This is a genomic window from Phosphitispora sp. TUW77 (assembly GCF_048453025.1).
In the GTDB taxonomy this organism is placed as follows: domain Bacteria; phylum Bacillota; class Thermincolia; order Thermincolales; family UBA2595; genus Phosphitispora.
Genome location: NZ_CP156677.1, coordinates 2373710 through 2400686, shown reverse-complemented (window position 1 = coordinate 2400686; position 26977 = coordinate 2373710). Strand labels below are relative to the sequence as shown.

Sequence of the window (26977 nt, the reverse complement as noted above, 5' to 3'; positions counted from 1 at the left end):
AGAGGAGGTGTAAACAGTGTCAAAAGAAGGAAACAGGTATAATGAATATTCGGCTTACCTGAAAAATAAATATGGTGAAAAGGTGTACAAGCTGCCTGTGAACCTACCCGGAACCTGTCCCAATAGGGATGGTACTGTAAGTACAGGGGGCTGTATTTTTTGTGATGAGGAAGGGGCCGGCTTTGAATGCTTGCCCAGCACCATGGATATTCCCCGTCAGCTTGAAGAAAACAAGGGCTTTTTTAAGAAAAGGTTTAACAGCAGGTTGTTTTTTGCCTATTTTCAAGCGTTTACCAATACATATTGCAGTTTAGATACCTTTAGGAAAAATATACTGGCAGCTGCCGGAGTTGCGGACATTATCGGAATTTCGGTATCTACAAGGCCTGATTGTATAGATGATGCCTATCTTGATTTTTTAAAATGCATTAAGGAGGAAAAAGGTCTTGATATCAGCATCGAACTGGGACTGCAGACAGTTAACTATCATACCCTGCAAAAGATAAACCGTGGTCATTCGTTAGCAGAGTATATTGATGCCGTTCTGAGGATAAAAAAGAGGTCTATTGATACGGTTACTCATTTAATTTTGAACCTGCCCTGGGACAATGAAACGGATGTTATCGAATGTGCTAAGGTATGTTCAGTGCTGGGAGTGGATTTTGTAAAACTTCATTCCCTTTACATCGTTAAAGATACTTTGCTGGGGCAAATGTACCGGAAGGGGGAGTTTGACCTGATTTCCCTTGATGAGTATATTAACAGGGTAATTTTGTTTTTGGAGTACCTTGACCCCCGGATAGTTATTCAGAGGCTTGTCGGTAAAGGACCCCAGGGAAACCTTGATTTTTGCAACTGGAGTGCCAGCTGGTGGAAAATCAGGAGAAGCATAGAGGAAGTAATGGAAGAAAGGGATACCTGGCAAGGTAAAAAATTTAATTATACTAACGGAGCAGCAATTAGAACAATTTCTCAATTAGAGTAAGAATAACTTCAAAGACAAAGAGAGCGACAATAGCTACTTCCAGCAGCATTGAACGATGGTTGATGACCTCATCACTAAGCATAGCATAATTACCCTGTATCAATTGCACCTTATGCTGGATGCTGTCAGTCCATTCCTTGGTACGGAAAATTGACAAGGCAGCGCCGTAAACCCGGGCATAAAACACATCTTCAGTGACTTTAAGCTGTTTCTGGATTCGTTCCGTGGTTTCAGTAATGTCAATAACTAATTCCATAAGATTTTTCATAATACGGCGGTATTGCCTAAGTCTTGTCCACCCCCCTTGTTTATCAGCCATTTCTATCAAATCATACATCCGGTTAAGCTCTGTTGACAGTATGCTGTCATAATACCGCAATTCAAGGAGTTGGGTGATGGCAAATTCAATAAGGTCGGGGATATCGGTGCTTCCTTCCGAGTCATATACAAGTGCAGAGTCCCAGGTTACTACTGCCAGGTCTCCCGGCCCATAGGAAAAGGTGTTTTTTAGGGTTTCCTGCTCTGTCTGTTCACTGAGAGATTCTCTTTCAGCAAGTAATATGGGTACTGGATTCCACGCACTGTCCCATTTCCCGAAAAAATATATCACAAAATCCTCCATGAATTCCTTCATGGGTTCAGGTGCCGTTATTTTTAGACTTTTTTTAACAATTTCTAGGTAATTATCAAATATAGGCTCCAGGTCATCGGTATTATATAAAAATACGGAAAAATTCCTGAGTTCTTGGTAGCAGATATCTTCGGTCAATCTGATTTTTAATACAAGACTAACTACCCCAAGGTCAAAAATCCTGGCTGAAGCAGTCACCTGATACGGGTTCCCGTTAAGTTGAAGTTCCCTTGACCCCAATTCAACTGTTACCGGAGGGTTATCTATATGGATTGATTTTGGCCTGACACGGCTCAGCTTCAAACGGGTGGTGGGTTTTTCAGGTGACAGGATGCGTTCAACATTCCTCAGGTCAATTTCATCAGTAATGTCAAATATGCGATATACCCATATCCAGTTTTTGAATACTGAATTATTCATACGGTAGCTCCTTTTAAACAACAGTCTCTGTTGTTTTTTAAATTAAATATATTTTGTCTAATATTTTATGTCCGGATACACAAAATTAATATTTAGCATACTCATGATTTGCTGCATAAGATGGTTAAGAAGTAAGTTTATAGAAGGAGGTATGCCTGATGTTTGCAGATTTCTATAAATTCATCAATGATTTGGCAGCAGCCATTAATGGAGAGTATAAGGCGATTAAGTTCTATACGGAACTCGCTGCTATTGCGCCATGTAAGGAAGCCAGGGAGTTTATTATTTATGCCAGGGATGACGAAAAAAAGCATTACCAAATGTTTTGCCGGCTTTACCTTGAGTTAACTGGAAGGCATCCTGTGGTTGCAGAACCACACATTCAGATGCCCGATTTTTGCACCGGTGTTATGGAATCAGTAAATGACGAGCTGGAGGCAGCTGATATGTACAGGGGAATGCTCCTGTCAACAACAAACATAGCTATAAGGGATATTATGTTTGAGGCAATGACAGATGAGCTGGAGCATGCTACGAGGTTTACTTTTGTTTATAGCATGGCTGACTGTCATGTGGATGAGTGTGAGGTTGACTAGTGTTCAGGTTTTTCGTTGCTTAATAACATTATTTTGACTCGAAAGAAAACTGACTCACTAGTTATGAGTCAGCCCCTTTCGGTAACAAGCTGAGTTGACTATTTCTTATAATTGTTCATAACCATTCCGGTAATCACCTTAGGGTAAAAAAAGGTTGATTTCTGTGGCATTTTTTCCCCGCCAGTGGCAATATCGGTTACTTCTTCGACTTTTGTTGCATTCATATAAAATACCAGTTGGGCTTCGCCGCTGTCAACAAATTCCTTGGCTGCATCTTCATCCCTGACATAAATAAGATTGCTTTCATCAGCCCTTTGCTTGCTTCCTATACCAAGGTATTTTTCCAGTATCAGTGAATGGAGTATAGCGACATCCAGTTGTTTCCATCTTGATGAGTGTTCATTGTCAGTTATCAAATCGAGTTTATCCGGTGATGTCAGGGTTAAAATATAAAAATCATTGCTGCCGGCATAAATGCCAAAGGCAGGCCCTCCCATACCTATGTTTTCCAGCTTTTCAATAAACTCATTGAGTGATGTTCCTGAAGGAAGTTCGGCAACAGAAAAGTCTGTTCCCATTTCATTAAGAAGCTTGGCGATATCAAGAGATTTAATGTTTTTAACAACCCGGTGAGTAGGAAAGACCACCAGTCCTTTATTATAGAGGTTCACCAGGCAGACCATCAGGTAATCATAGCCTTGTTTGCCCTGGGCTGCCATTTCCCTGCCAAAGTTGACGGCAGTTTCATATCTGTGGTGCCCGTCGGCAATGAATATTTTTTCTCCTGACAGTTTTTCTTTTATTAATTCGAGAGCTTTTTCATCTGAAATGACCCAAAGCCTGTTAATTACACCTTGGCTGTCGGTTGCTTCAGCATCAGGACGGCGGTTTGCCCTGGCAGTTTCCAGGGCATTTTCTATAACATGTTCCTTATCTGCATACAGCCCGAAAATAGGACTAAAATTAGCCAATGTTGCTTTCATCAGGTTTAGACGGTCCGCCTTATGTTTTGGCAGTGTTTCTTCATGAGGCAGGACTTCACCTTTACTGTAGTCGTTGGCTTGTACACCGGTTATAAAACCACTGCGGATTTTTTTTTCTCCCTTAACGTCAAACTCTTGTTCATAAAGATAAACAGAAGGTTTATCATCGTTTTTTAGGACACCGGATTCAAGCCATTCTTCAAGATATTTGGCTGCCCTGGTATACCTGTTGTCGTCATCTGAATCCTCCGGAAATTTTTTGCCCAGTTCCAGCCTGATAATATTATAGGGGTTTTTTTGGTAGAAATATTCTTGTCCTGATGCGTCAATGACATCATAGGGAGGGGTAGTTACATCATTAATGTCGACTCTGCCGGTATCATACCTGATACCCCTAAATGGAATTATTGTCGCCAACTTTTGAACCTCCTTAGTATTAACAAAATAACAGAATTAATTTTTGGTTGCGTATTCTTATCTATTTTAATATATTCTTACCTAAATTTCAATTTTAAGTTACTTTTTTACAGCGTATTACCGGTTGCAGGAAGGCAATATGCGAAAAATGTCGAAACAATTAATGTAGAAATTATTAAAGGATCATTTCAATATTAGGGGGTTCTAAAGTTGGGCAAAAAAACTCTGATAATTGTTTTGGTGTTCTTGTTGTCTGCATTATACCAGGGTTGTGCCGCAAAAAAACATGATGGGGCAGCAGGGTTCTCATATCTTATTCAGGAATCAAAAGCAATGTCTGAACAGATGGCTGGCAGTATAACTGAACAAAAAAATAACGGCAGTCAAAACCACGGTGAAAAAATACCTTACTGTGAAATGACTGTAAACCCGGAAAATAAATCAGGCGGAGCAGCAAGTGACCGGAAAAAGGTGTACCTTACTTTTGATGATGGCCCTGATGGTGTAGTCACACCGTTGATACTTGATACCCTTGACAGTTATGGTATAAAAGCGACTTTTTTTGTAGTGGGGACTCAAATTGAAAAGTATCCCGAGGTATTGCAGGATATGTTTGAAAGAGGGCATTCAATAGGTAATCATACGTATAGTCATCGGTATAACGATATTTATTCCGGAAGGGATAGCTTTATGGAATCCATCAGAAGAAATGAAGAGATTATTTTTCACCTTACAGGCAATAGACCCAAAATATTCAGAGACCCCGGAGGATCAGTCCGTAACAGCGAGTCAGCGAAGAGTTTTTTAGCTGATAACGGTTATCAGCTTATTAACTGGAATGTGGAGTCTTATGATTCCAGAAAACCGCGTCTGCCCGCTTCAGAAATAATCGAAAAAATTCGGCAGCAAACCTTAAAAGAAGAAGTTTGGTCGGAAATGGTTATAATTATGCATGATGGTACAGGGCATATAGCTACTGCCAGGGCCTTGCCCACCATAATACATATGCTGCAGAACCAGGGTTTTCAGTTTGAAGCTTTTTGAAAGCTTTTGAGTGCTTAAAACATCAAAAAATCAAAAATTAAAAAGGATGAGTATTTCCAAAGAAATAAACTCATCCCGGATCCATGATTAACCTTCTTACTGATTAAGGTCTTTGTTAGTGTTAAACGCGGAATGTCCTGTAGGAATATCCCCAGGGTTCCTTGTTTGCCCTGAATATCCGTATTGGCCAGTCTGTGTTGTCATGCCGTATTGTCCGCCAGAGCTGAATTGTCCTGATTGACCATAGTTTGGAGTGGAAATGCTTCTTTGTGACCAGTCAGTTGTTGGCTGATAGGTACCTTGGATTCCACCGCTAAATCCGGTCTGGGTCATAGATAATGAACCAATTTGGTTTGCCACCTGAGACATAAGACTGTTCAACTGGGACATTTGCTGGGTCAATTGTGATGTCATTTGATGGATTTGCTGGGCCTGCTGGCTGGCACTACGTTCAATTTGCTGCAGCTGCATCACTTGACTTTGAATCTGTTGATGAAAAGCCATTTTATCACCTCCTTAAATTGATAATAAGTAAAATGTCACTTTCGACCCTAGTATTTTACAAGTTTACCGAACATATTTGTGGAAATATATGGTATACTATTTTTGCATCATGTAAACGAATAGCTAACTGAGATTCGGTTCCGGGAAAGGAATCTAAAAATGTATATTGAAAAACCAAATCACCCCCCAAAATTTTATTCAGTCTTGTGTTTTCTGCTCCCAGCACTGCTGGTAATGGGTGTCCTGATACCTCTCGGTTGTAAACACACGGCGTCTGATGCGAACCAGGCTGTTCCGGCTATTGGTTCATATGTATCCCAAACAGTATATCTGCCGCCTGAAACAATTAAAATTAGTATTGCTCTGACCGGAGATATTATGGTGCATTCAGATCAATTGGCTTCTGCTTATGACAGGAAAACCGGAACCTATTCTTTTGCCGGGATTTTTGATGAGGCAGCCCCGTACTTAGGAGCTGCTGACATTACCATAGCAAACCTGGAAACGGTTCTGGCAGGACGGGAGAAGGGATATACCGGTTACCCGAGGTTCAACAGTCCTGAAGAAATCCTGTTGTCTCTGAGAGGGGCGGGTGTTGATGTCTTAACAACCGCTAATAACCATTCTATGGATAGAGGGGTTTATGGTGTCCTAAAAACAATCGAACACTTGGATGAGGCAGGAATTCTGCATACCGGGACTTTTGCATCTGCCGGCAGCCGCAGGGAACCACTGATAATAGATATTAAGGGTGTAAAATTGGGCATTTTGTCATATACATACGGCACCAATGGGCTTCAGGTTCCAAGAGGGAAGGAATATCTGGTAAATTTGTTGGATATGAGGCAGGTTAAACAGGATATTGGGTTCCTGCGGGAAAAGGGAGCAGAAGTAATAATTGTCAGCCCCCATTATGGAATAGAGTACCGCCGTAATCCCGGTGCTCAGGAGATACAACTGGTGGAAGAATTATTTAATGCAGGTGCAGATATAGTGGCCGGAAGCCATACTCATGTTATTCAGCCTATGTCTATACGTGATACAAAACGAGAGGGAGGCTTGTTTGCGGCTTATTCTTTAGGGAACTTTGTTTCAGGGCAAAAGGGAAGATACAGAGATACCGGTGTAATTGTAACCGTTATTATTGAAAAAGAAATTGATACAGGCAGCATTCGGCTTGACAGCGCAGGATATATACCGGTTTGGGTACATAGATACAGGGAACAAGGCAGGCTAAAATTCAGGGTGATTCCTGTTGAGAAGGCAATAAAAAGTTTCGAGTTAGGGGCTGATGACCGGATTTCATATCAAGACTATCAAAGGCTGCTTGAGGCATGGGAGGAGACCAATACTCAGCTTGAAGGCCCGGACGGACCCGAGCTTAGCCATATCTGAGCATTTGATTTTTAATTTGCGGGTGAAACTGAAACAGTGACGGACTATTTTGTGATAATATTAGTTTACCGGGACGGCTGACGGAGGTGCTCCTTCCCCTTTTTTTTCGATATGAATCGCTGCATCAGGACAGACTGTCTGGCAAATACCACACACAATGCAACCGTCAATTTGAGGCTTGACAGTAGGAGTTCCCATAAAACCAAGTTCTTTGGACCATTCTATGACCCTTACGGGGCATTTTTCAATACATAAACCGCAACCCTTGCATAAGCCAGGATAAATATTCCATTTTCCTTTATTGTTTTCATACATATTAGTTTCCCATCTCCGGGTATCTTTTTTTACATTGTCATAATTTCTGTTCAATTCTTCCTGCATTTGCTTCCCGCCTCTGTGTTTTAGTTAAGTCTTTTGGCAATTTATTTCTGCCCGCCTACTTAGTTTGTCACTCCGGGAAAGTATTATGCCTGCTTGCTTGACCGGTAATTTCTGCTAAACTTATGTTTCCGCAGGAAGAGTTAATCATTTGGAGAATACAATAAGAACAGATATAACAACTTTTAAAGAGCTGTTGTTCAGGATATAATTATTATGAAAATAGGAGATTAACATGGATGTTGAATTGATTGATTTGCATGTACATACAACGGCATCAGATGGCACAATGACTCCTGAGAAAACAGTATTTTATGCTGCCAGGAGCGGACTCAGGGCTGTTGCTATTACGGACCATGATACTGTTGATGGGCTGCCGGAAGCCCTGGAGGCCGGATTAAGGGCCGGTATAGAAGTGGTTCCGGGAGTGGAATTAAGTGTCGATTATCCCGGTCAAATGCACATTCTGGGGTATTATGTTGACCCTGAGAACAGCAAATTATCCCGGGAGCTTGCCGGACTTAAGGGAAACAGGGATCGCAGAAACCCCAAGATAGTTGCAAAGCTCAGGCAGTTGGGTTTTGATATTAATATGGATGAAGTTATCCGGGAATCGGGAGGGGTTATTGTCGGCAGACCTCACTTTGCAGCCGTTCTTAAAAAAAAGGGATATGTAACCTGTGTTGATGAAGCTTTTGATCTGTATCTGGGCGCGGGGAAGCCTGCTTATGTTAAAAAGGACAAAATAAGCCCCGACCAAGGAATACAAATGATCTTAAATTCCGGAGGAATTCCGGTTCTGGCACACCCCGGTTATCTGAAGGTAAATTGCGGAGAGGAGTTTGAGCTTCTTATAGGGGAACTCCAGGAGCGGGGGCTTTTGGGCATTGAGGCTTATTACACCACTCATACGGCAGAACAGACCGCTTATTATGTTGCTATGGCAGCCCTAAAAGGCCTGCTGGTTACAGGAGGCAGTGATTTTCACGGTGACAATAAACCTCATATATCGATTGGCAAAGGAGGGGGAGATTTAGTAGTCAGGTATGACCTCTTAGCCAAAATGAAAAATATATGGAGCAAAAAAAGAACTGGAACATAAAAGCAAATTATGTTTAAAATAATAAATTGTTGGGGAGAGGATTGAGATTGAAGGCCAGGAGTTTATTTAAAAGACTTGCGGCATGGACGACTTTTTTTGTGTTTGTATTGACGATGCTGCTGCCTTCAGGGTTTGCCTGGGGCTATATAGAAGTATCCAGGACTTCGACAAGTGAACCTGTAGCCGAAGGGGTTAATATTGAGAGGCTGAATATCCAAACAACTAATGGTGCTCTTAGTGTCTATGTAATGACAGTTGACCTGACCAATGAGTATGTGAAAGTGGATACCATTGCCGGGAGTCAGGGAGTAATTACGTCTAATAAGAGTACAACTAACCTGGCGCGAGAAGCCGGTGCGGTTGCTGCTATTAATGGTGACTTCTTCCAGATGTCGGAAAAGGCCCCCATAGGTATTACGATACAAAGTGGTGAAATGATAACATCTCCTGCTCAGAGAAATGATATGTACGCTTTTGGGATGACTAATGATAATGTTCCTGTTTTTGATATATTTGGTTTTAATGGGACGGTTACGGCTCCTACGGGAGCAGAGCATCAGCTATTTGGCATAAATAAACCTGCATACTTGATTGCGGAGGGTCAGAACAGTGACCTCAATAGGCTCAATATGTATACCCCAAAGTGGTCTTACCAGAGCCGGGGGCCTATTTCAGGACTGACCGGCATGGTGGAAATGGTTGTGGAAAACGATATAGTTAGAGAAATCAGGGTTGACCAGTCTAAAACACCGATTCCTCCCGGAGGATATGTCCTGGCAGGGCATGGTACAGCAGGGCAATATCTGACTGCAAACTTCAAAGTTGGGGACCCTGTCCAGGCGGTTTACCAGGCTGTTCCTGACAACCTTTTTTCTGCCGTAGGCGGACAGGCCCTTCTTGTTCAAAATGGGAAGAGGCACTGGTTTTCTCAGAATATTACAGGTAACAAGGCCAGGACATCAATTGGCACATCTGCCGATGGTAAGACACTGTACCTGGTTGTTGTTGATGGCGGAAATTCCAGCCGGGGCATGACTCAGGAGGAACTTGCCGATTTTATGATTTCTATAGGAGCATGGACCGCTCTAAATCTGGACGGCGGAGGGTCTTCCACAATGTCAGTGAGGCAGCTGGGTGAGGAGTCAGCATCACTGGTGAATAAGCCTGTCTATGGTTCTGAGAGGTCTATACCCACAGCCATTGGAATATTATCAACAGCCCCTGCCGCGGATTTTGCAGGCCTTAGAATTACGGGGCCTTCTTATCTCTTGGTTGGGACTAAAAAAACATTCACAGCAAAGGGGTATGATGAACATTATAACCCGTATGCTGTAGAACCGGACGATATTAGCTGGACAATATCCCCCCGTTTGGGTACATTTGTAAACAATGAATTTACAGCAACCCAAAGCGGAAAAGCATCTGTAAAGGCTGCTTTTAAGAATATTACCCAGGAGTACCCTGTTCAGATACTTGGCAGTGGCGATATTTCCAAAGTCGAGGTTACTCCGGCTATGATTGCTTTAGGCCCGGGAGAGAGTGTTAACTTGAGTGTTAAACTTACTACCAAGCAGGGCCAAACTTTTATGCTTCAGCCGGGTGAATATGAAGTTCAGGTTAAAGGGGATATTGGAGCCATAAGCGGGGAAAAGTTCACTGCAGTTAATAAACTGTCCTCAGGAGAATTGGTAGTTAAGGTGGATTCCACAACAACCACTGTCAGGGTTAGTGTGGGCAGGGTCGAAAAACAGTTTTACGGTTTTGAGGCAGTAAAGAAAATCAGTTTTCATGGTTATCCTGAAGGGGTTCTGGGCAGTTTTCAACTGACAGCCGAGGATTCACATGTCTTCCGGGGTGCCGGGGCAGCTATGCTGGAATATGATTTTACCTCTACAGGAAATACCAGGGCGGCTTATGGAAGATTTGACGATGGTTTGGAACTGCCAGGTCAGCCGTTCGGCATAGGTATCTGGGTAAAAGGGGACGGCGGCAATGGACACTGGTTAAGGGCCCGGGTTACTGATGCTGCGGGTACGGAAAAACTTCTGGATTTTACCCGTGTTGATTGGAAGGGATGGAAACATATAACTGCGAGTATTCCTGCCGGGTTAAAAATGCCATTAAAGCTTTCTGATATATATTTGGTTGAAATTGATGGCGGGAGCAAGGATAAGGGTGTTATTTTTCTGGATGAAATTTCTTTAATCGGCCCTCCTGATTCCTTAGAACCGGGACAGGAGGAAAGGACTCCGATTTCTGTGGAAACAACAGTTATGCCGGGAGTTGCCGCTTCATTGGAAATTGGTGACGGTCTGGAAATAGTTTTTGGTAATCCGGCAGGTTCGGCATTATATAATGTTACCGCCGGGGAAATATTGAGTACAGGTACCCCGACACCTGGCTATAATCCCGTTATGCCCCTATACAGGATTAGCGGAGAAGCCAATGGTGATGATGCCAAGACTCTTCCCGCTTCCATGAAAATCAGGTTTAAGGCAGAGGGAACAGGTAATTTAACCAGACTTCAGGTACTGTTATGGGATCAGGACAAATCTGTATGGAAACGGGTTCCTGCAATAGTTGACAGCATAAGCCAAACAATTATTGCGAAAACAGATGAATTTGGTATTGTGGGACTGATGGAAGATGTAAGGCCTGTCCCGCAGTTTACAGATATTAGTGGCAGTTGGGCAGAGGACTTGATTATCCGGATGTCTGCAGCAAAGATTATTAACGGCTATCCTGATGAACGGTTCCTTCCAGGCAAGGGGGTTACCAGGGCTGAATTTGTGACCCTGCTGACAAAGACACTTGGTTGGACCCAAGAGACTTCAGGAACAATGTTCATAGATGAAATTCCTGATTGGGCTGCAGGCAGTATCGGTGCTGCTGTTAACCGTGGTATTGTCCAAGGTTATCCTGATGGAACCTTCAAATCGAATAAAAATATTAGCAGAGCTGAAATGGCAGTAATCATGGATAAGGCGCTGAGTCTTCCTGACAGCAGCCAGCCTTCCAACTACTCCGACTGGCGAAATATTCAGCCATGGGCCATACAGGCTATAAGGGATACCAAAGTTACTGGTATTATGGAGGGGAATCAAGGCTTATTCAGACCTAATGACACGGCTAACAGGGCAGAGGCTGCAGTGGTTATGTCAAGAATATTAGAATATTATATTTTGAGGTAAGGCTATGGCCTTACCTCGATGTTATTTTATTGGGGGGTGTCAAAGGCCTAAATCTTTACATATAATTGAATGGTAAAGGGGGCATGTGAATTGAATGTTTATGACCAGGCTAATGTGCTTGCTAAAGCAATCCTTGAATCAGAGCAATATAAAATGCTGAAAAAGAATAAAAACAGAATAGAGGCTGACGAGCGGACAAAAAAAATGTTTGCCGATTACCGCCAGCAGCAGTTTGAACTCCAGAAAATGCATATGGCGGGACTGACTGTCCCGGAGGAAAAGATAAAGCAATTAAAGAAGATGTATGAAATTATGATTCCTAATCAGGTAATCAAAGATTTTATGGAAGCAGAACTTCGTTTTAATACAATGATGGCTGATGTGCAAAGAATATTAATTAATGTCCTTAAGCTGGGAGAGAAATAATTATGAAGGTGATTATTGTTGGACAGGGTTAAAGTAATACCGGTATTGATAGATGGCAAGATAGGGTATGACATTGAAGTAACCGACCCCGGGGCAACGGTTCAGGAGTACATTGATGCGGTCAATAACTTTATAGATACGGCTAAATACTGTCGTATCCGTAATCCGGAGACAGATTCCTGTTTCGGCTGTGACTTATGCTGTCAGGAGCGCATCCCCGTTACTCTGATAGATGTATTAAATATGTCGGAAGGCAAATTTCGGCAATTTGTTTGTGAAATGCTCCACGTTTATGTTGAGGGCAGGGTTGTGGACATAACTATGAGTTTAGACGAATTAGAGAGATGCCGTTACCTGGATAATTCCCTGGGGATTTGCAGTAACTACAGAAAACGGCCATTGGTATGCCAGACCTTTATTTGCTGTCCGGCAACGCGCAATGCCAATAAATTAAGAGAAGAAATCATCAATGCCGGGGAAGACGAATTAGTTAGGAAATGGTTTAAATTTAGAGATAAAAACAATAATCCTATTATACATGAAGGCATTTTACCTGCTCCGGATATCAGGGATTATTGTCCCACCCCTTTTGCAGGAGCTGTTTCATATGACCAGGTCAAGCTGATAGATTTATGCAATTCCCGATTGTGGCACAAATTAACAGAAAAAAAGAGGGTTTTCAGAGAAATTGTCGAAAAAAAGTCTTAACTATATATTAATCAGATTCTTTGGCAACTGGGGGATGGGCATGGACAAAGTGAGAAGCGGTATATCTAATGAACAGCGGCTTTTGAGGAGCCAAAAGGCTTCCAGACTGCTGCGCAGAGCTGTGGAAATAGCCGGGGAATGTGGTTATCTAGTAGAAGGAAATAAAGCATTTCAGGAAGTTGATAAGCAGCTGCGCTTATTGTTTGAACGGGAATTGGGAGACCTTGAGTACATACTCATAGTTGATGAACAGGGGACAGCGCTGATACATACTAACCGCCTTAGGGAAGGAAATGTTTTCAGTGATGAGGCGGGAATTAAAGCTGCTCAGACTGCAGAACCTCTGCTTCAGGTCTATTACCGCAATACAGGGGAAGTGCTTTTGGATGCATCATGTCCGGTTTATGCCAATGGCAAAAAACTTTACTCTCTCAGGATTGGCAGTGTTATTGAGGACTACTCCCTGTCATACAAGCTTTCTTTGGCTACGGTGTTACCTGTTTTAGGCACAATAATTTTATATCTTTTGCGATTCCATCCGGCCATTGTTTTTGGAGCAGGTTTGGTTGCAAGTATTTTAGCTGCACTTTTTGTTAAGCACAAGATTTTGGCTGTATCGGCAATTGCCATTGAGGGTACTAAGGCAATATCTGAAGGTGACCTTACCAGGAGTTTGGAGCCCCATTCCAGAGACGAAATAGGTCGGATTATTTTTGGAATTAATAATATTAGTTTTGGGTTGGGCTCAATTATAAAAACACTTCAGGATTTTGCCCAGCGAATAAGTATGACCAGTGATGACCAGTGCAGTTCAACATCACAACTTGCTGAAGCATCAACACAGATTGCCACCACTTCCCAGGAACTTGCCACCGGGGCTAAAAACCAATTGGACAGTTTGGATTCAGCCAGGAATTTTGGAATGGAGGTTACTGCTGCTGTTAAGAACATGCTGAGCTTTTCGCGGGATGGTTTAGAACGGTCGGAGGCATTCATGGCAAAAGCTGCTGATGGCATACACAATCTCAGTGCTTCAGAAAGGCAAATGCAGAAAGTATACTATTCGTTTGAACATACAGCTCAAGTAATCGAAGATTTGGCGGGACAGTCTTTAGAGATTGAAACAATTATAAATACTATCACAGAGATTGCTCAACAAACAAATTTGCTGGCCCTTAATGCAGCCATAGAGGCTGCCAGGGCAGGGGAACACGGTATTGGTTTTGCAGTTGTTGCTGAGGAAGTAAGGACCTTAGCAGAATCTTCTGCGGTTTTTGCTAAGGAGATCAAAAATATTATTACCAACAATATGAAGAAAACTTCTGAAGCGGTATTGGTAATGAGAAGAGGGGTTGGGGAAGTCAAAAAAGGGACACAGGCCCTTAATGACATTGGTGCATCTATTAACGGGTTAATTCAGGCAGTTGAACTGCTTTCAGAACAGTTAAAGGAAACCTTTGGCATGGCTTCCGAAATTAATGAATCCAGCACCAAACTTGGCAAAGACCTTAATAACTGCAGGGATGTAGCTGTAGAAACTTTCAAGTCAGCGGAAGCAATTTCTTTTTCCATTGATGAACAGGCAATTGCCATTGAACGTCTTACAGGAAATGCAAGCTCCCTGTCGGAAGCGGCACTGGAAATGGAGAAACTGGTTGAACGGTTTACAGTGAAGTAATAAAATTAGGGCGGCCCAATCAATGAAAGGGCCGCCCTAATTTTGTTATTGGATTATTTTAGCTGTGTCCTTCAGAAGAACTTGTTGATGTATTAGTGTTAGAATCCTGTTTTTTTTCGCTGTCCACCGTATTGGTTTCTGTTATTCCGCTTTGTCCCTCGCTGCCGGTAAAAATCTCTTCAATATGCTGTTCCGGTTGTTCTTCCTGAATGTTTTGCTCCTGATTTTGGTCTAACAGTTGGTTTTGCTCCTGATTTTGTTCCTGATTTTGATCTAATAGTTGGTTTTGTTCCATGTTTTGTTCTGCCTGCAGAACTTCCGGCTGGTTTTTATTTACCTGTGATGAGCTGTCTTTTAGAGTTTTGCCAGATGAGCTGTTGTCACTATTATTTTGGTTGGTATGTATTTGATTTCCATTTTTGTTTTTTTGATTTTTGTCTTTAGCGTCATTTGTTAGATTGTTACTGTTCTCATTTCCGTTTTCAGCCTGTTTGCCGGCAACATGAACTTTTCGGATAACTCGCTGCTGGTAATTTTTTAGGATTTCGACCCTGAGCTGATTTTGCAGTTGAATTACACTATTTTGTTTAACCTGAAGCAAGGTCAATTTTTTACCGGATTGGAGCGCATCTTTATATACCAGCATTTTCCCGGTAGATAAGCCTTGTTTGTCAGCTTCATCTCTAAGAGTTTTATCTGCTGCAGCAATGACCAATTCCATATCAATAGCCTCGTTGACAATGGGGTTTTCCAAGCATCTTGCCAGGTTCTCAAAGTCAAGGTTCCCTTCCGGGTTTTTGTTGAGAGTAATCGTAGATAAGACAAGGTTTTTTTCGCCATGCTTCAAGTAGCCGTTTTGCAGTGCCCTGGACATTATTAGCTGAACTGCTGTGGACAGATTCGATCCTTTGAGGGACATTCCCGCCATTAATTTTGCGGCATCAGAGTTTAACAAACTGATATCGGTTACCTTAAGGTCATTGTCTATTTCAAGTTCTATGCTGGGGTTTATGTCGAGGGAAACATAAGCTGCAGGTTCAGCTCCCGGAAACATGTTATAGATGCCGAAGCCCATGAAAACTATCAGCAGAGAGGCTGCCAGTGCTGCTTGTATTAGAAAACGGCAGCTGGGGAATGGCTTGACGGCAGTCGAAAATTCTGCCATGGTCCCCACATTTACTGATGGATTGCCTGAAATAGGTACTTTATGATATGTGCCGTTATTTGTGAGGATAATATAATATGGACTTTTTACTTTAACAACAAGTCCCCGGATTTTCATAGAAAACACCCTTTCAATCAGTTCCCTGATTAATATGCGAATACAGGTATGGAAACTGCATTGGATAATATAGGACCAGAGAGGTAGCTATAATGAACTTTCGTCCTCTTTCAAGGGTTTTGCGATTTACCCCTGTTTTTAAAATTAATTCACTGATGGGAAGCTGTTTTTTTGCCAGCAATTGTTCCATTATTTGTTCCTGCTCGGCAATAAAGCCGGCAACTTTGAACAGTGTCTGCCGTGAGTCCTTGTGTTTTGGTGAAACCTCTACCAGTGCTTCAAAATCAACCCCGAATTTTTCTAACAGAGTCTCATATTCTTCAAGTTCTTCCCGCCGCTCGTCCTCAATAGTTCGGTTTCTAAATTCTGTACAGGCAGACTGAATCTCAGCGGGACTGGAAATCTTCCCTTCAGTGTCTTCCATATCAAATGAACATTCTATACGTAAACGCGATTCTTTGCGGAATAAGTCTTTTAACCTGTTGTTAATGACAACTTTTGCATAAGGCAGAAATGGAATCTCTTTTTGGATATTGTATGTATCAATAGCAGTATTAAATGCAATCAGGGCTATACTTAGTTCGTCACTGTGTTCCCATTGCAGGGGACGCTTACAGAGATTCATAGCGGTTTTGGCTATAAAAGGTTTATATTCATTAAGGAAGTCTTCTCGGGCATTCTGGTCGCCAGTTTGAATTCTGCTGATTACTTGTAAAACATCGCTGTTATTGCTTACTGGGGCCATATTAACACCTTCTTGTTTTTATATACGTTAGTTTTTACAGTTTTCTGTGGGTTAAGTTCGACAAAAGCACCTTCAAATCCTGTCCAAAATTGTAAACATTTAATAAAAGGAAATATATTCCGTTGTTAGACGGAGCCGTGGATTTTTGCATAATATACTGAAAAAGGGAGGCTAAGTATATTATGACCCGTAAAAGAAAAATTGCCTTAGTTTTTACAGGGGGTGTATCTTTGGGTAGTTTTGAGGCAGGGGTTGCCTATGAAATTGTGAAGCATATATTGGAGAATGCTTATCCCAGGCTGGAAATAGATGTTATAGCCGGAGCTTCAGCCGGGGCCTTGACAGGAGCCTTGACAGCATTAACATTAGTATATGGCATTGATCCTGCCATAATTGGAGAGGCCTGGATGGAAGTTAAACTGGAAGACCTGCTGATTTTAAGTCGCGGAGAAAGGTCATTACTTTCGGGAAATAAAGTTGAGAAGCTAATTGAAAAATATCTTTGCCCGCCGGCTGTCGGTAGTATCAAATATCCGAGTCATTATGATTCTGTCAGTTTTGTTGCCGTGACTACTAACCTGGAGGGAATCAAATACCGGATTCATACGGCAAGAACCGATGAGTTTTCCATTAGCGCTGTCAGCTATGAAGATGCATTAAAATTCAGGGTATATAGTGAATTTTCCCAATGGAAGGAACTGCGTGATGCTGTTCGCGCATCAAGTGCTTTTCCTGTTGCCTTTGAGCCAAAAGCGATAACAAGATTAGAAAATGATTTTCCCAGAGTCTCTAAATATAATTTTACCTTGGAAAAGGGAAAAAGACCATATCATTATTCTGATGGAGGTATAGTAAACAACCAGCCGCTAAACAAAGCAATTGAGATGGTAAGTGAATTGCCGGATAACAATCCGGGTGAAGATTATGAACGGGTTTTCCTGGTTGTTGACCCGGCGCCGCCGGGAGAAGAGTCGTGGAGTGGAAACAGCGATGCTTTCGATGTTGCAGCAAGGGCTATCTGGACCATACCCCGCAATCAAACTCTTTACAAAGACCTTTTGTTGTTGGAAAAAGTAAACCGCCGGATTCAATGGAAGAATTCTTTTGTTAACGCAATGGCAGACTTATGGAATTCTCAGAAAATTCCTCAGGAAAAAGCAGGTGTATTGGACGGTCTGTGTAAAGAAGTGGCCTGGTTTAAGGGGCAAAAAATCCTTGACATTGACCCAGGGACTTATCTTGATGCAGAGAAGAAACGCATCGGAAATTTGTATAGGAATGAAATAGCCCAGGTAGAGAACAGGGATTTGTTTATCAAGTACTGTTATCTTTTGGAACAGGTTGCCGACCTGCGCAACAAACAGGATATTACTGTGGAAATGATATCTCCCAGGAATGCTGAAAAAGAACTTGCCGGCGTGATTTTTGGCAATTTTGGCGGATTTCTCGGGTCGGGGTTTATGAAACATGACTATAATGTGGGGTGTACTTATGCAAGGCGCTGGCTGAAAAAGGAGAGAGAACTTGATAAGCTGGTTATCTGCAGTGAGGAACGGCTTCCCATAAAAATTAACAAAAAAATAATTCAGAAACTGTTAGATAATTCTGTTCCTCTCTTAATGGAAGATTTAGGGCCAAGGTTATTTGGCATGAGGCCTGACCTTCCGGGAAAAGAAATTGGCAGGCTCACGTTATTAAGGATGTTTACGGTGAGCTTAGGCAAATATTTTGTAAATAGAACTATTAACTGGACAAAGAGAAGTGTTGCACTTAACAGGTAACAGTCGTATCATATTAACTAAGGGGGAGAGGAAAATGAATACTGACGGTTTAACAGCCGCAGGTTTCCTTGTCCGTTTTGTTCTGGGCGGGGGAGCCGTTGCGGTTGCTTATATTTTGGCCAAGCGTATCGGAGGCCGGTGGGGAGGAATATTTGCAGCCTTTCCGGCAGTTTACTTGGCGGCTATTATCACAGTTTCAGCGGGAGCCCCTTTAGGTGAGGGGGTTCCCCTGGTGCTGGAAGTATCCAAAGGTGCTTTGGTTGGGATGTTGGCCAATATTGTGTGTACTGTGGCGGCATCGGTATTTATAGTTAGACATGGCTGGCAGAAAGGATTAGTACGGGCCCTGATGGTATGGCTGGTTTTTGTTTCCGTTTTTTACTTGGCTGTTATGAAGACAGGCTTTTTGGGGTGGTTAGGATGAAAAATGATGTAATAGAGATTGGTTTGCGATTTTTTATGGGTGGACTGGCAGTAATAACCTGTTGGATTGTTTCGCTATATGTACCGGTTAAGTTTATTAGCGGGGTGTTTGCAGCTTTCCCTGTGGTTATGGTAGCAGCTGTTTCTATGGCCGGAGTGCGTGATGGAAACGGGGTGGCGGCAGCTGTGGCCAGGGGAGCTGTGGCAGGTATGATCGGATGCGCCGCATGTGTCCTTTCAGCTCTGTATTTCATCAGCATCCTTAATTCCTGGCCATTGGGGCTCGGCATTTCTCTTATAGTCTGGCTGGCAGTTGCAACCTTGACCAACCTAATAGGCTGCAGTCGTAAAGGCCGCCGCTCCTTATAATGGCACTATTACACTATTTCCCTTTAGAAATACCAGGTCCGGATGTGGTATAATTTTAGAGTTCTATACCGGTCGGGGAGGGATATTAATGGACCCATTGACACATGCATTGGTAGGAGTCGGTGTTGCTGCACTTACGGGCGACAAGTTTGCTCTGAGTAACCCGGTGCATCTGGGTGTGGTGCTTGGAGCGCTGGCACCTGATATAGATATTGTTGTTAGATTTTTTGGCGATGTGCCTTATCTAAAACATCACAGGGGTTCATCACATTCAATTCCTGGAACATTGATTATGTCCGGCTTTATTGCGGCAGTATTGTGGCTGCTGTTGGGCGGCATAAATCCAGGCCTTATCTTTATATGGACTTTTTTGGGAGCATTATCACATATTGTCTTGGACATCTTAAATTCTTATGGTGCCAAAGTACTTTGGCCTTTTTCCCGGAAAAAGTATACATTGAATTTGCTGGTAGTTGCTGATCCGATAATAATTATGATTTTTGCTGTGGTAATATTTTGGCCAGGTATGCCCGGGGTGATTGCGCAGGCTGCATTTTGGCTGGTTACGATATACCTGGGGAGCCGATTTTATATGAGGCAGAGGGTGTATCGTATGCTGAAACGGCAGTTTGTCGAGGATGATATCTGCAGGATAATTGTTATGCCAGCTATGGTTAGCCTCTGGAATTGGTATTTCCTAATTGAAACTTCGGGAAGCTATATAGTTGGTGAAATAAGACACTTTTCCCCAAAGCCGGGGATTAAAAAAATACTTGAAAAAGCCCCGCAAAACCCATTGATAGGTAAGGCCCTCAAAAGCAGGCTTGGAGAGTTGTTTCAGAGTTTTACACCATATTTTCATATTTCTCATTGTCTTGAAGAAGGGAAACACATTATCAGATTTTGTGACCTCAGGTATTTTTTTCGTGAGGATTTTCTCCACAATGCCACAGTAATTTTTGATGAGAGCCAGACAATAGTGGATGCGGTTTTTCAGCCCTATAACAAGCACCGAAAAATCCGTGTTCTGGGATAGTATACTATTACTTTTAAATAATGGCAGGAATACCGGGAAGGAGCTAGAATAATCAGAATTAAATTGATTTAAAGGGGGAATAGTGTATGGGATTAAAGGATAAACTGGGAAAACAGTTTGTTATTACCACCGAACTAGGACCTGCTGATGGGACGGATGTCCGGACTGCCCTGGAGAAGGCTAGGTCTTATATTAAGCTTGATGCCATAAATATTCATGACTGTCCTATGGCCAGGCTTAGGATAAATTCTATTGCATTAGCCCATATAGTACAGTCTGAACTTGGTATTGATACAATTCCACATTTTACGTGCCGTGATCGCAGTCTTCTGGGGACACAGGCAGATATTTTAGGAGCAGCAGCACTGGGGATCAGATTTCTTCTGCCAACAACCGGTGACCCGCCGCATCATGGCCCGTTTCAGTCAAAAGCTGTTTATGACCTGAATACTATTTCGCTGATAAGCCTTATTAAGGAAATGAACAAAGGGTTAGATGCCAACGGAAAAGAATTTAAGGGGCCGACAAACTTCATGATCAGTGGCACAACCAGCGCTGTCGGAGCTAATATGGATGCGGTTTACAGCCGGGCGAAGCGTAAAGTAGAGGCTGGTGTTGATTTCTTTCAAACCCAGCCCTGTTATGATGTTGAGAAAACAATAGCTTTTGCAGAGAAAATGAAGCAATTCGGTAAACCTGTGATTATTGGCTTGATGCCGCTGAAGACTATCAAAATGGCGGAATATATGAATGCCAGTGTTGATGGTATTGAAATTCCGGATGAAGTTTTGTCTAAAATCCGTGAAGGTGTGTCAGGAGCTGCTGTGGCTTGTGAATTCGTTGCTAAGGTATATAAACATATAGACGGAATACACATTATGGCTTTAGGAGATGTTAAGGCTTCCAATGAAATTATTGAGCATACCTTAAGCCTCATTAGCTAAAAGGAAATAACAGGGAGGGATTATTATTCTAATAAATGTAGGTGTTTCAGGAAGGCATATACATCTATCGCCAGGTGACCTAGAAATGATTTTTGGCTCAGGGTATCAGCTGACCAAGGATAAAGACCTTTCCTTAGCCGGAATATTTATTGCCAAGGAACGCTTGACCATAAGGGGACCCAAGGGTGAGATTCCTCACGTTGCCTTAGTCAGCAGTCTCCGGGAAAGGACTCAGGTCGAAATTTCTAAAACTGATGGACGTATTCTGGGCATTTCACCTCCGGTACGCCTGTCGGGCGAATTGGACGGTACTCCCGGAATAACCCTTATATTAGAAGATAAAGAGTTTTATATACCTGAATCTGTGATTATTCCTAACAGGCATATACATATGAGTGTTAAAGATGCCTCAAAACTGGGCTTTAAATTTAAGGACTCGGCTATAGTTGTTGTCAGGGGTGAGAGAAGCTTGGTGTTTGACCATGTCTTGGTACGGATTTCGGAACTGAACGATCATACGGAAATGCACATTGATTATGATGAAGCAAATGCGGCGGGTTTGCGGACAGAGGACAAGGTTCAAATATTCAGGATAAATGATAAACTGATTCGTCTGGAACAGATAATAAATATTATGAATGAGCAGAATATAGAGATGTTGCAGGGGTGCCTTTGTAAAATGGCTGCTGCAGAGAAGGATATGGCAAAGCGTGATTTCTTAAGTGACTTGATAAATCATATGGAAGATGGGTTGACTACATATGAAGATTAATAGGATAAAAATTATTTTGATACTTATAGTGCTTGCATTAGGAGTTATTTATGCAGTTTCATATATAAATTCCGGACGGGAAAGCGCGGGCAAGCTCACCGCAACTTCTGATCCTGCAGGGAAGTTTGCTAAGGCTGTTGAAACTGGGAAACCTGTTTTTCTTGAATTTTATGGAGCAACCTGACCGGCTTGCCGGGACATGGAGCCGGTGGTGCTGGCTCTTGAAGAAAAATACGGAGAAGATGTTCAGTTTATTATTGCCGATACCAATAATACCGAGGCTTCCCCCCTTGCCAGGCAGTTCAATGTTTACTATATTCCTCATATTGTTATCTTGGATGGCAAGGGGAATGTCCTTTATTCAGACATAGGTCCACAGACCGGTGATTTTCTGGAGGGCTATCTTAACAAAGCTGTTCAAACTGCTATAAAATAATAAGATGATAAAAGTAAGGGGGGTGTCCCAAAAGTGTGGGATGCCCCCCTTATTAGGCTTAGGGAATTAACTTATTTACTATTTGTTTATTAAAAAGTAGCATATTAATTTGTTCGCCCTAATATAGTGTAGTGAAAAGGGACAACTATACAAAACAAATTAGGGGGGACAGGTTGTGATTTTAACTAAGGTGAGCGGGAAAAAATTGTTTGCTGGGCTGGGGGTTTTATTAATGCTTGGGCTGACGGTCGGCTGTACAGAAACTGATAAGTATTCTCTGAATAGGCTTAAGGAAACACATTACAGCATGATAACCGGGGAGAAACCGGAAAGTACGGAAAATACTGCTGACAAAGGACAAGCAGTTAATGAAAGGCAAGCCCTTAAAGAGACAGACCCTGGAGCTGTGGAAGCACCAAAAATTACCTTGGCGCTTTGTTTTGCAGACCAAAGTGGTGATTATCTAAAAACAGAGACTAGGGAAATTACTATGGTGCCAGGGCTGGCAAGGGCTGCAGTGCAGCAATTGATTAACGGCCCTCAGGAGAATGCACTGTCGGCAACTATTCCGGAAGGTACCAGGATTTTAGGCATTAATATTGAAGACGGCCTCTGCACCGTTGACCTGAGCAGAGAGTTCAGAGACAATCACTGGGGTGGCTCCAGTGGAGAAATCCTAACGGTATATTCATTGGTAAATACCCTAACTCAGTTTTCCACAGTTGAAAAAGTGGAAATTCTAATAGAGGGACATAAGATTGACACATTAGCGGGTCACATGGACTTATCAGCACCTATTGGACGCAATTACCAGATTATAAAAAATTTTAAATAGGAGCCGTTTCCAAGCATAAGAGCACGGTAAATATTTATAAGCAGTGAGCATATCTTCCATATATTTGTATATTTTTCGTCATGGCTGCAGGAATTTCGACAAGCATGTCGAACCCTAGAGACAAGGGATATTTCTAATATTTAGTAAGATGGGAATGTCCTGATGTCGGAAGGGGTGGCACAATTGGCGGAGAAAAAGTGCAAGACATTGTTCCTGATAGGTATTATATTTACGCTGTTTTTCCTGGGCACATTTATTCAAGTTGATTGTGCTGAAGCTGTGCTAATTACCCAGAAAAGGGAAACGGCTACTGTCAAGTCAGGTTATCTGAATATAAGAACAGGGCCGGGAATGGGATTCAGTAAAATAGACCGTGTTAGCAAGGGCCAGCAGTTTTCCATTATAAAAAAATCAGGCGGTTGGTATAATGTCAGTTTGGACAGTGCGAAAGACGGTTGGATTGCCGGGTGGCTGGTAGACGTTAATGATGCAAGCCAGGAAACCGATTATGTGACATCACGTTATCTGCTTGTGAAAGAAAGTATAGTTAATATTCGCTCCGGGCCGGGAACTGGTTATGAAATTGTTAGTAAAACAAGGGCCGGGGAACAGTTTTCTATTTTATCTCAGGAAGATCAGTGGTATCAGATAATTACTTCAGACGGCAGTTCAGGATGGATAGCAGGATGGCTTGTAGAGGTTCATGCTCTTAATACTCCGTCAAGAGATGGCAATGACCTGTATGATCACTCCGGTCCTCAGCCGGAAGAACCTGAAATTACTGAAACCGAAGAACCTGAAACTACCGAAACCGAAGAACCCGAAACTGCCGAAACCGACCCGGATACAAATATCCATGTGCTGAAAGACATTGACTTCATCCGGGTTGATGGGAAGGAAACCATTGTTATTGAGAGTGAAGGTGAGATAACGTATAAGTTGTTTACCCTGAAAAATCCCGAAAGGCTGGTTATTGATATTGAAAATACTGATATAAATGATATTAAGGACTTTGACACAGATGGCCGGTATGTTGAGCAAATACGGGTTGCTCAGTTTAGTCTGACACCTATGGTTGTACGTGTTGTCATTGACCTTAACATGACTTCCGCATATAAACCAGTTTTGAATGATGAGGGCCGCACATTGAAGGTTACTATAACCGAACCATCCATCAAGGATAAAGTGATTGTTATCGATCCGGGACATGGAGGATACGACCCAGGAGCAATAGGGGTAAGCGGATTGGAGGAAAAAGGGTTCAACCTGGAGACAGCATTGCTTCTCAAGAACAACCTGGAAGCTCTTGGGGCTGAAGTCATTCTTACCAGGGACGACGATACTTTTATCAGCCTGACCGGTCGCGCTGTAATTGCTAATGAGGTTTACGCCGATGTGTTTGTAAGTATTCATGCTAATGCATCTGAACAATCATTCACTAACGGGACATCTACTTATTTTTATGCACCTTCATCTGATCCTGTTCTATATGCACAGTATGCTGAAAGACGGCAGTTGGCCGGTTTTGTTCAGAATCGGCTCGCTGATTCGCTTGAAACCAGGGACATAGGTGTATTACAAAGCAATCTAGCAGTGCTGAGGAACACGAAAATGCCTTCAATACTGGTGGAAGCAGCATTTTTGTCTAATGCGGCAGATGAAAGATTATTAAAAAAGCAGCAGTTTCGTGAAGAGGTGGCTCAGGGAATAGCAGAAGGGTTGCTGGACTATTTTGCCGCTGGTAATTAAAGGCTGAATTATTTAGGATTATTTTATTGTGAGGGGTATAGTTTACCTCTCTTTTTTGCTACAATTAAATTATCCGATAATACAACACAAGGTGTGGTGGTATTTCAGTATGGTTATTGAATTTGACCGCAGCAAAGGTGTTCCCAAGTACTTGCAGTTAATTAATGAGATAAAAAAACTGATTCAAAACGGTGAATGGGAAGCAGGGACTCAAGTGCCTACCGAACGGGAGCTTGCGGAGAGACTCAATATAAGCAGGAATACTGTTAGTGCGGCATACAAGGAACTGGAAGCGGAAGGCATCCTAATGTCTGCCCAGGGCCGGGGAACTTTTGTTACCGACAGCGATGCCGTTATCAAAAGAGAATCTCTCAAGGAGCGCCTACTAAAAATTGTTGATATGGCGATTGAGGATGCTGCGGAATTAGGTTTCAATATTGATGAATTTCTGGTGACAGCGACCAAGAGGGTAATGGCCAAAAAGGAGATGCTGAGCAAAGTCAAAGTAGTATTTATTGAGTGCAATAGGGAGCAGTTGGACCAGTTTTGCAAGCGTCTTTACCTTGAACACGGTGTATCAATTGTTCCGGTACTGCTGCAGGACCTCAGGGAAAAAAACGCTGAGATGAATGAGCTGATTGCCGGTACAGATCTGGTACTGACAACATTTTTCCACCTTCAGGAAGTTAAAGATATTCTGAAGCTTCCCGGACCGGAAATTATTGGCATTGCCCTGGAACCGCAGATGGATACTATTGTTAGAATAGCCCGGCTGCCTCAGGGAACAAAGCTGGGGATAGTGTGTCTTTCGGATACTTTTGCAGTAAAGATTCGCAGTTCCCTTAATAGAGCCGGTATTGATCATTTGCATATGCTGGTAAATACAACAAAGGATTCTGAAACCTTAAAGTTGTTTATTGACCATGTTGATGCATTGGTTGTATCTCCTAACAGGTTTAAGGAGGTAATTGCCCTTAACAATCAAGGGAAAGAAGTAGTTGAATTCCGATATTTTCCTGATGCAGGTTCTGTTAATGTGGTGAAAACAGCCCTGTTAGAACTGAAGCGTAACTAAGATGAATCATTTCCAAGAGACTTAGACAGAAGTGGGAGGAAAACCGTGGCTCAAAAAGTGGGGATTACAACTACGATACCTGTTGAGGTGGTTATTGCAGGAGGCTGTATTCCAGTAGACCTGAACAATATATTTATTACTTCCGGGTGCTCCCAGGCTTTGGTGGAGGAGGCGGAACTTGCCGGCTATCCCCGAAACATTTGTGCTTGGATAAAGGGCATTTACTCTACAGCTATCCGGAACCGTGAAATTAATACTCTGATTGCAGTGACTCAGGGAGATTGCAGTAATACTCATGCATTGATGGAAACCTTGTCACTGGAAGGGATTAAAATAATCCCTTTTGCTTATCCTTATGATCGTGACAGGGATATGTTGAGACTACAGATTGAAAAATTGATGACTGTTTTTGGGGTGGATTGGGAACAGGTAAGGCGGATAAAGAAAGACCTGGACCACGTGAGAAAACTGGTATGGCAGGTAGATAAGCATACCTGGCAGGGAAACAGAGTCAGGGGAATTGAAAATCACTTATGGCAGGTGTCCTGCAGTGATTTTAATGGTGACCCTGGAGTCTTTGCCGAAGAGGTGAACAAGTACCTGAATGATCTGGAAAACGCCCCGGCAATTGAGGCATCGGTCAGGTTGGGGTATATTGGGGTACCGCCTATAATGACCGATTTATATGATTACATCGAATCAAGAGGAGCACGAGTGGTATTTAATGAAATTCAGAGACAGTTTACCATGCCATTTAATACTCAAGATATTGTGGAACAATATGCCTCTTATACTTATCCCTATGATATCTTCAGCAGGCTGGAGGACATAAGTGCGGAAATTGAGAAACGGAATGTTCATGGAGTGATACATTATGCCCAAAGTTTCTGCTACCGTCAGATACAGGACCTGATAATCAGGCGCAGGCTTAACATCCCTGTTCTGACTGTTGAGGGAGACCGGCCGCCGCACCTGGATGCGCGCACTAAAATGAGGATTGATGCATTTGTGGAAATGCTGAGAGAGGGAAACAATAAACTTCGATAAAAAGGCATATACTACCTTAAAGGGG

General features: G+C 42.5%; 27 protein-coding genes. 21 read left to right on the top strand and 6 right to left on the bottom strand.

All coding sequences use genetic code 11. From position 1 onward, the window contains the following. The first annotated feature begins 16 nt into the window (after window positions 1-16). Window positions 17-985, top strand: coding sequence for a TIGR01212 family radical SAM protein (locus ABFY19_RS11645; protein ID WP_418790812.1), 969 nt, complete (start codon window positions 17-19; stop codon window positions 983-985). Here the strand turns inward: ABFY19_RS11645 and ABFY19_RS11640 are convergent. Continuing rightward, window positions 960-2036: a hypothetical protein gene (locus tag ABFY19_RS11640; protein ID WP_418790811.1), complete on the bottom strand. Its 1077-nt coding sequence runs from the start codon at window positions 2034-2036 to the stop codon at window positions 960-962. The two genes, ABFY19_RS11645 and ABFY19_RS11640, sit on opposite strands and share 26 nt — an antisense overlap. Window positions 2037-2194: 158 nt before the next feature. Here ABFY19_RS11640 and ABFY19_RS11635 point away from each other — a divergent pair, with 158 nt between their 5' ends. Continuing rightward, entirely contained in the window at window positions 2195-2632 is a 438-nt protein-coding gene (locus ABFY19_RS11635; protein WP_418790810.1) for a ferritin family protein, read from the top strand. Between the two features lie 98 nt (window positions 2633-2730). On the opposite strand, the gene ABFY19_RS11630 is transcribed toward ABFY19_RS11635, so the two are convergent. Then, complete coding sequence (locus ABFY19_RS11630) at window positions 2731-4032, bottom strand: DUF1015 domain-containing protein (protein ID WP_418790809.1); 1302 nt, start codon at window positions 4030-4032, stop codon at window positions 2731-2733. A 210-nt stretch (window positions 4033-4242) separates the two neighbouring features. Between ABFY19_RS11630 and ABFY19_RS11625 the strand changes: the two genes are divergently transcribed. Then, window positions 4243-5076 carry a polysaccharide deacetylase family protein gene (locus tag ABFY19_RS11625; RefSeq protein ID WP_418790808.1) on the top strand — a complete coding sequence of 278 codons (834 nt, stop codon included), beginning with the start codon at window positions 4243-4245 and terminating at the stop codon, window positions 5074-5076. A 96-nt stretch (window positions 5077-5172) separates the two neighbouring features. Here the strand turns inward: ABFY19_RS11625 and ABFY19_RS11620 are convergent, their stop codons facing one another. Then, on the bottom strand, window positions 5173-5580 hold the full coding sequence (locus ABFY19_RS11620; protein WP_418790807.1) for a hypothetical protein: 408 nt from the start codon (window positions 5578-5580) through the stop codon (window positions 5173-5175). A gap of 204 nt (window positions 5581-5784) precedes the next feature. Here ABFY19_RS11620 and ABFY19_RS11615 point away from each other — a divergent pair, with 204 nt between their 5' ends. Beyond that, window positions 5785-6975, top strand: coding sequence for a CapA family protein (locus ABFY19_RS11615; RefSeq protein ID WP_418790806.1), 1191 nt, complete (start codon window positions 5785-5787; stop codon window positions 6973-6975). Between the two features lie 60 nt (window positions 6976-7035). On the opposite strand, the gene ABFY19_RS11610 is transcribed toward ABFY19_RS11615, so the two are convergent. Further along, a complete protein-coding gene (locus tag ABFY19_RS11610) occupies window positions 7036-7356 on the bottom strand; it encodes a 4Fe-4S dicluster domain-containing protein (protein ID WP_418790805.1) in 321 nt (106 codons plus the stop codon). 232 nt (window positions 7357-7588) lie between these two features. On the opposite strand from ABFY19_RS11610, the gene ABFY19_RS11605 reads away from it, so the two are divergent. From ABFY19_RS11605 to ABFY19_RS11585, 5 genes are all read left to right on the top strand, one after another. After that, window positions 7589-8455, top strand: a complete 867-nt coding sequence (locus tag ABFY19_RS11605; RefSeq protein WP_418790804.1) for a PHP domain-containing protein — start codon at window positions 7589-7591, stop codon at window positions 8453-8455. A gap of 47 nt (window positions 8456-8502) precedes the next feature. Beyond that, window positions 8503-11646 (top strand): phosphodiester glycosidase family protein, encoded by a 3144-nt coding sequence (locus ABFY19_RS11600; RefSeq protein ID WP_418790803.1) that lies wholly within the window; start codon window positions 8503-8505, stop codon window positions 11644-11646. Between the two features lie 90 nt (window positions 11647-11736). Next, a complete protein-coding gene (locus ABFY19_RS11595) occupies window positions 11737-12072 on the top strand; it encodes a YlbF family regulator (protein WP_418790802.1) in 336 nt (111 codons plus the stop codon). A gap of 18 nt (window positions 12073-12090) precedes the next feature. Further along, window positions 12091-12780 carry a YkgJ family cysteine cluster protein gene (locus ABFY19_RS11590; protein WP_418790801.1) on the top strand — a complete coding sequence of 230 codons (690 nt, stop codon included), beginning with the start codon at window positions 12091-12093 and terminating at the stop codon, window positions 12778-12780. 40 nt (window positions 12781-12820) lie between these two features. Next, window positions 12821-14458, top strand: a complete 1638-nt coding sequence (locus ABFY19_RS11585; protein ID WP_418790800.1) for a methyl-accepting chemotaxis protein — start codon at window positions 12821-12823, stop codon at window positions 14456-14458. A gap of 58 nt (window positions 14459-14516) precedes the next feature. Here ABFY19_RS11585 and ABFY19_RS11580 read toward each other — a convergent pair whose 3' ends face one another. Beyond that, window positions 14517-15740, bottom strand: coding sequence for an anti-sigma factor domain-containing protein (locus ABFY19_RS11580; RefSeq protein ID WP_418790799.1), 1224 nt, complete (start codon window positions 15738-15740; stop codon window positions 14517-14519). 13 nt (window positions 15741-15753) lie between these two features. Next, on the bottom strand, window positions 15754-16485 hold the full coding sequence (sigI, locus tag ABFY19_RS11575; RefSeq protein ID WP_418790798.1) for an RNA polymerase sigma-I factor: 732 nt from the start codon (window positions 16483-16485) through the stop codon (window positions 15754-15756). A gap of 182 nt (window positions 16486-16667) precedes the next feature. Here sigI and ABFY19_RS11570 point away from each other — a divergent pair, with 182 nt between their 5' ends. From ABFY19_RS11570 to ABFY19_RS11515, 12 genes are all read left to right on the top strand, one after another. Continuing rightward, complete coding sequence (locus ABFY19_RS11570) at window positions 16668-18266, top strand: patatin-like phospholipase family protein (RefSeq protein WP_418790797.1); 1599 nt, start codon at window positions 16668-16670, stop codon at window positions 18264-18266. A 34-nt stretch (window positions 18267-18300) separates the two neighbouring features. Next, complete coding sequence (locus ABFY19_RS11565) at window positions 18301-18690, top strand: DUF3147 family protein (protein WP_418790796.1); 390 nt, start codon at window positions 18301-18303, stop codon at window positions 18688-18690. Continuing rightward, window positions 18687-19058, top strand: a complete 372-nt coding sequence (locus ABFY19_RS11560; RefSeq protein WP_418790795.1) for a DUF3147 family protein — start codon at window positions 18687-18689, stop codon at window positions 19056-19058. The genes ABFY19_RS11565 and ABFY19_RS11560 overlap by 4 nt, the downstream gene beginning before the upstream one ends. 88 nt (window positions 19059-19146) lie before the next feature. Beyond that, window positions 19147-20094 carry a metal-dependent hydrolase gene (locus ABFY19_RS11555; RefSeq protein WP_418790794.1) on the top strand — a complete coding sequence of 316 codons (948 nt, stop codon included), beginning with the start codon at window positions 19147-19149 and terminating at the stop codon, window positions 20092-20094. An 86-nt stretch (window positions 20095-20180) separates the two neighbouring features. Beyond that, window positions 20181-21038, top strand: a complete 858-nt coding sequence (locus ABFY19_RS11550) for a methylenetetrahydrofolate reductase (RefSeq protein WP_418790793.1) — start codon at window positions 20181-20183, stop codon at window positions 21036-21038. 85 nt (window positions 21039-21123) lie between these two features. Further along, entirely contained in the window at window positions 21124-21810 is a 687-nt protein-coding gene (locus tag ABFY19_RS11545) for a PduL/EutD family phosphate acyltransferase (RefSeq protein WP_418790792.1), read from the top strand. Continuing rightward, window positions 21800-21994 carry a hypothetical protein gene (locus ABFY19_RS11540; protein ID WP_418790791.1) on the top strand — a complete coding sequence of 65 codons (195 nt, stop codon included), beginning with the start codon at window positions 21800-21802 and terminating at the stop codon, window positions 21992-21994. Before ABFY19_RS11545 ends, ABFY19_RS11540 begins: the two co-directional genes overlap by 11 nt. A 15-nt stretch (window positions 21995-22009) precedes the next feature. Next, the gene (locus tag ABFY19_RS11535) at window positions 22010-22246 is read left to right on the top strand and encodes a hypothetical protein (RefSeq protein WP_418790790.1); all 237 of its coding nucleotides are present in this window, start codon (window positions 22010-22012) and stop codon (window positions 22244-22246) included. 175 nt (window positions 22247-22421) lie between these two features. Continuing rightward, window positions 22422-23081: a GerMN domain-containing protein gene (locus ABFY19_RS11530; RefSeq protein WP_418790789.1), complete on the top strand. Its 660-nt coding sequence runs from the start codon at window positions 22422-22424 to the stop codon at window positions 23079-23081. Window positions 23082-23264: 183 nt separating this feature from the next. Continuing rightward, on the top strand, window positions 23265-24830 hold the full coding sequence (locus ABFY19_RS11525) for an N-acetylmuramoyl-L-alanine amidase (RefSeq protein WP_418790788.1): 1566 nt from the start codon (window positions 23265-23267) through the stop codon (window positions 24828-24830). 109 nt (window positions 24831-24939) lie between these two features. Then, complete coding sequence (locus ABFY19_RS11520; RefSeq protein ID WP_418790787.1) at window positions 24940-25905, top strand: GntR family transcriptional regulator; 966 nt, start codon at window positions 24940-24942, stop codon at window positions 25903-25905. 45 nt (window positions 25906-25950) lie between these two features. Continuing rightward, a complete protein-coding gene (locus ABFY19_RS11515; RefSeq protein ID WP_418790786.1) occupies window positions 25951-26952 on the top strand; it encodes a 2-hydroxyacyl-CoA dehydratase family protein in 1002 nt (333 codons plus the stop codon). Window positions 26953-26977: the final 25 nt, after the last annotated feature.

What these genes read in the sequence shown, in the direction of transcription:
- ABFY19_RS11640 (WP_418790811.1), bottom strand. Translation starts at nt 2,036, where the DNA reads ATGAATAATTCAGTATTCAAAAACTGGATATGGGTATATCGCATATTT.
- ABFY19_RS11635 (WP_418790810.1), top strand. Translation starts at nt 2,195, where the DNA reads ATGTTTGCAGATTTCTATAAATTCATCAATGATTTGGCAGCAGCCATT.
- ABFY19_RS11620 (WP_418790807.1), bottom strand. Translation starts at nt 5,580, where the DNA reads ATGGCTTTTCATCAACAGATTCAAAGTCAAGTGATGCAGCTGCAGCAA.
- ABFY19_RS11610 (WP_418790805.1), bottom strand. Translation starts at nt 7,356, where the DNA reads ATGCAGGAAGAATTGAACAGAAATTATGACAATGTAAAAAAAGATACC.
- ABFY19_RS11605 (WP_418790804.1), top strand. Translation starts at nt 7,589, where the DNA reads ATGGATGTTGAATTGATTGATTTGCATGTACATACAACGGCATCAGAT.
- ABFY19_RS11585 (WP_418790800.1), top strand. Translation starts at nt 12,821, where the DNA reads ATGGACAAAGTGAGAAGCGGTATATCTAATGAACAGCGGCTTTTGAGG.
- ABFY19_RS11580 (WP_418790799.1), bottom strand. Translation starts at nt 15,740, where the DNA reads ATGAAAATCCGGGGACTTGTTGTTAAAGTAAAAAGTCCATATTATATT.
- sigI (WP_418790798.1), bottom strand. Translation starts at nt 16,485, where the DNA reads ATGGCCCCAGTAAGCAATAACAGCGATGTTTTACAAGTAATCAGCAGA.
- ABFY19_RS11570 (WP_418790797.1), top strand. Translation starts at nt 16,668, where the DNA reads ATGACCCGTAAAAGAAAAATTGCCTTAGTTTTTACAGGGGGTGTATCT.
- ABFY19_RS11565 (WP_418790796.1), top strand. Translation starts at nt 18,301, where the DNA reads ATGAATACTGACGGTTTAACAGCCGCAGGTTTCCTTGTCCGTTTTGTT.
- ABFY19_RS11560 (WP_418790795.1), top strand. Translation starts at nt 18,687, where the DNA reads ATGAAAAATGATGTAATAGAGATTGGTTTGCGATTTTTTATGGGTGGA.
- ABFY19_RS11555 (WP_418790794.1), top strand. Translation starts at nt 19,147, where the DNA reads ATGGACCCATTGACACATGCATTGGTAGGAGTCGGTGTTGCTGCACTT.
- ABFY19_RS11550 (WP_418790793.1), top strand. Translation starts at nt 20,181, where the DNA reads ATGGGATTAAAGGATAAACTGGGAAAACAGTTTGTTATTACCACCGAA.
- ABFY19_RS11545 (WP_418790792.1), top strand. Translation starts at nt 21,124, where the DNA reads ATGATTTTTGGCTCAGGGTATCAGCTGACCAAGGATAAAGACCTTTCC.
- ABFY19_RS11540 (WP_418790791.1), top strand. Translation starts at nt 21,800, where the DNA reads ATGAAGATTAATAGGATAAAAATTATTTTGATACTTATAGTGCTTGCA.
- ABFY19_RS11535 (WP_418790790.1), top strand. Translation starts at nt 22,010, where the DNA reads ATGGAGCCGGTGGTGCTGGCTCTTGAAGAAAAATACGGAGAAGATGTT.
- ABFY19_RS11520 (WP_418790787.1), top strand. Translation starts at nt 24,940, where the DNA reads ATGGTTATTGAATTTGACCGCAGCAAAGGTGTTCCCAAGTACTTGCAG.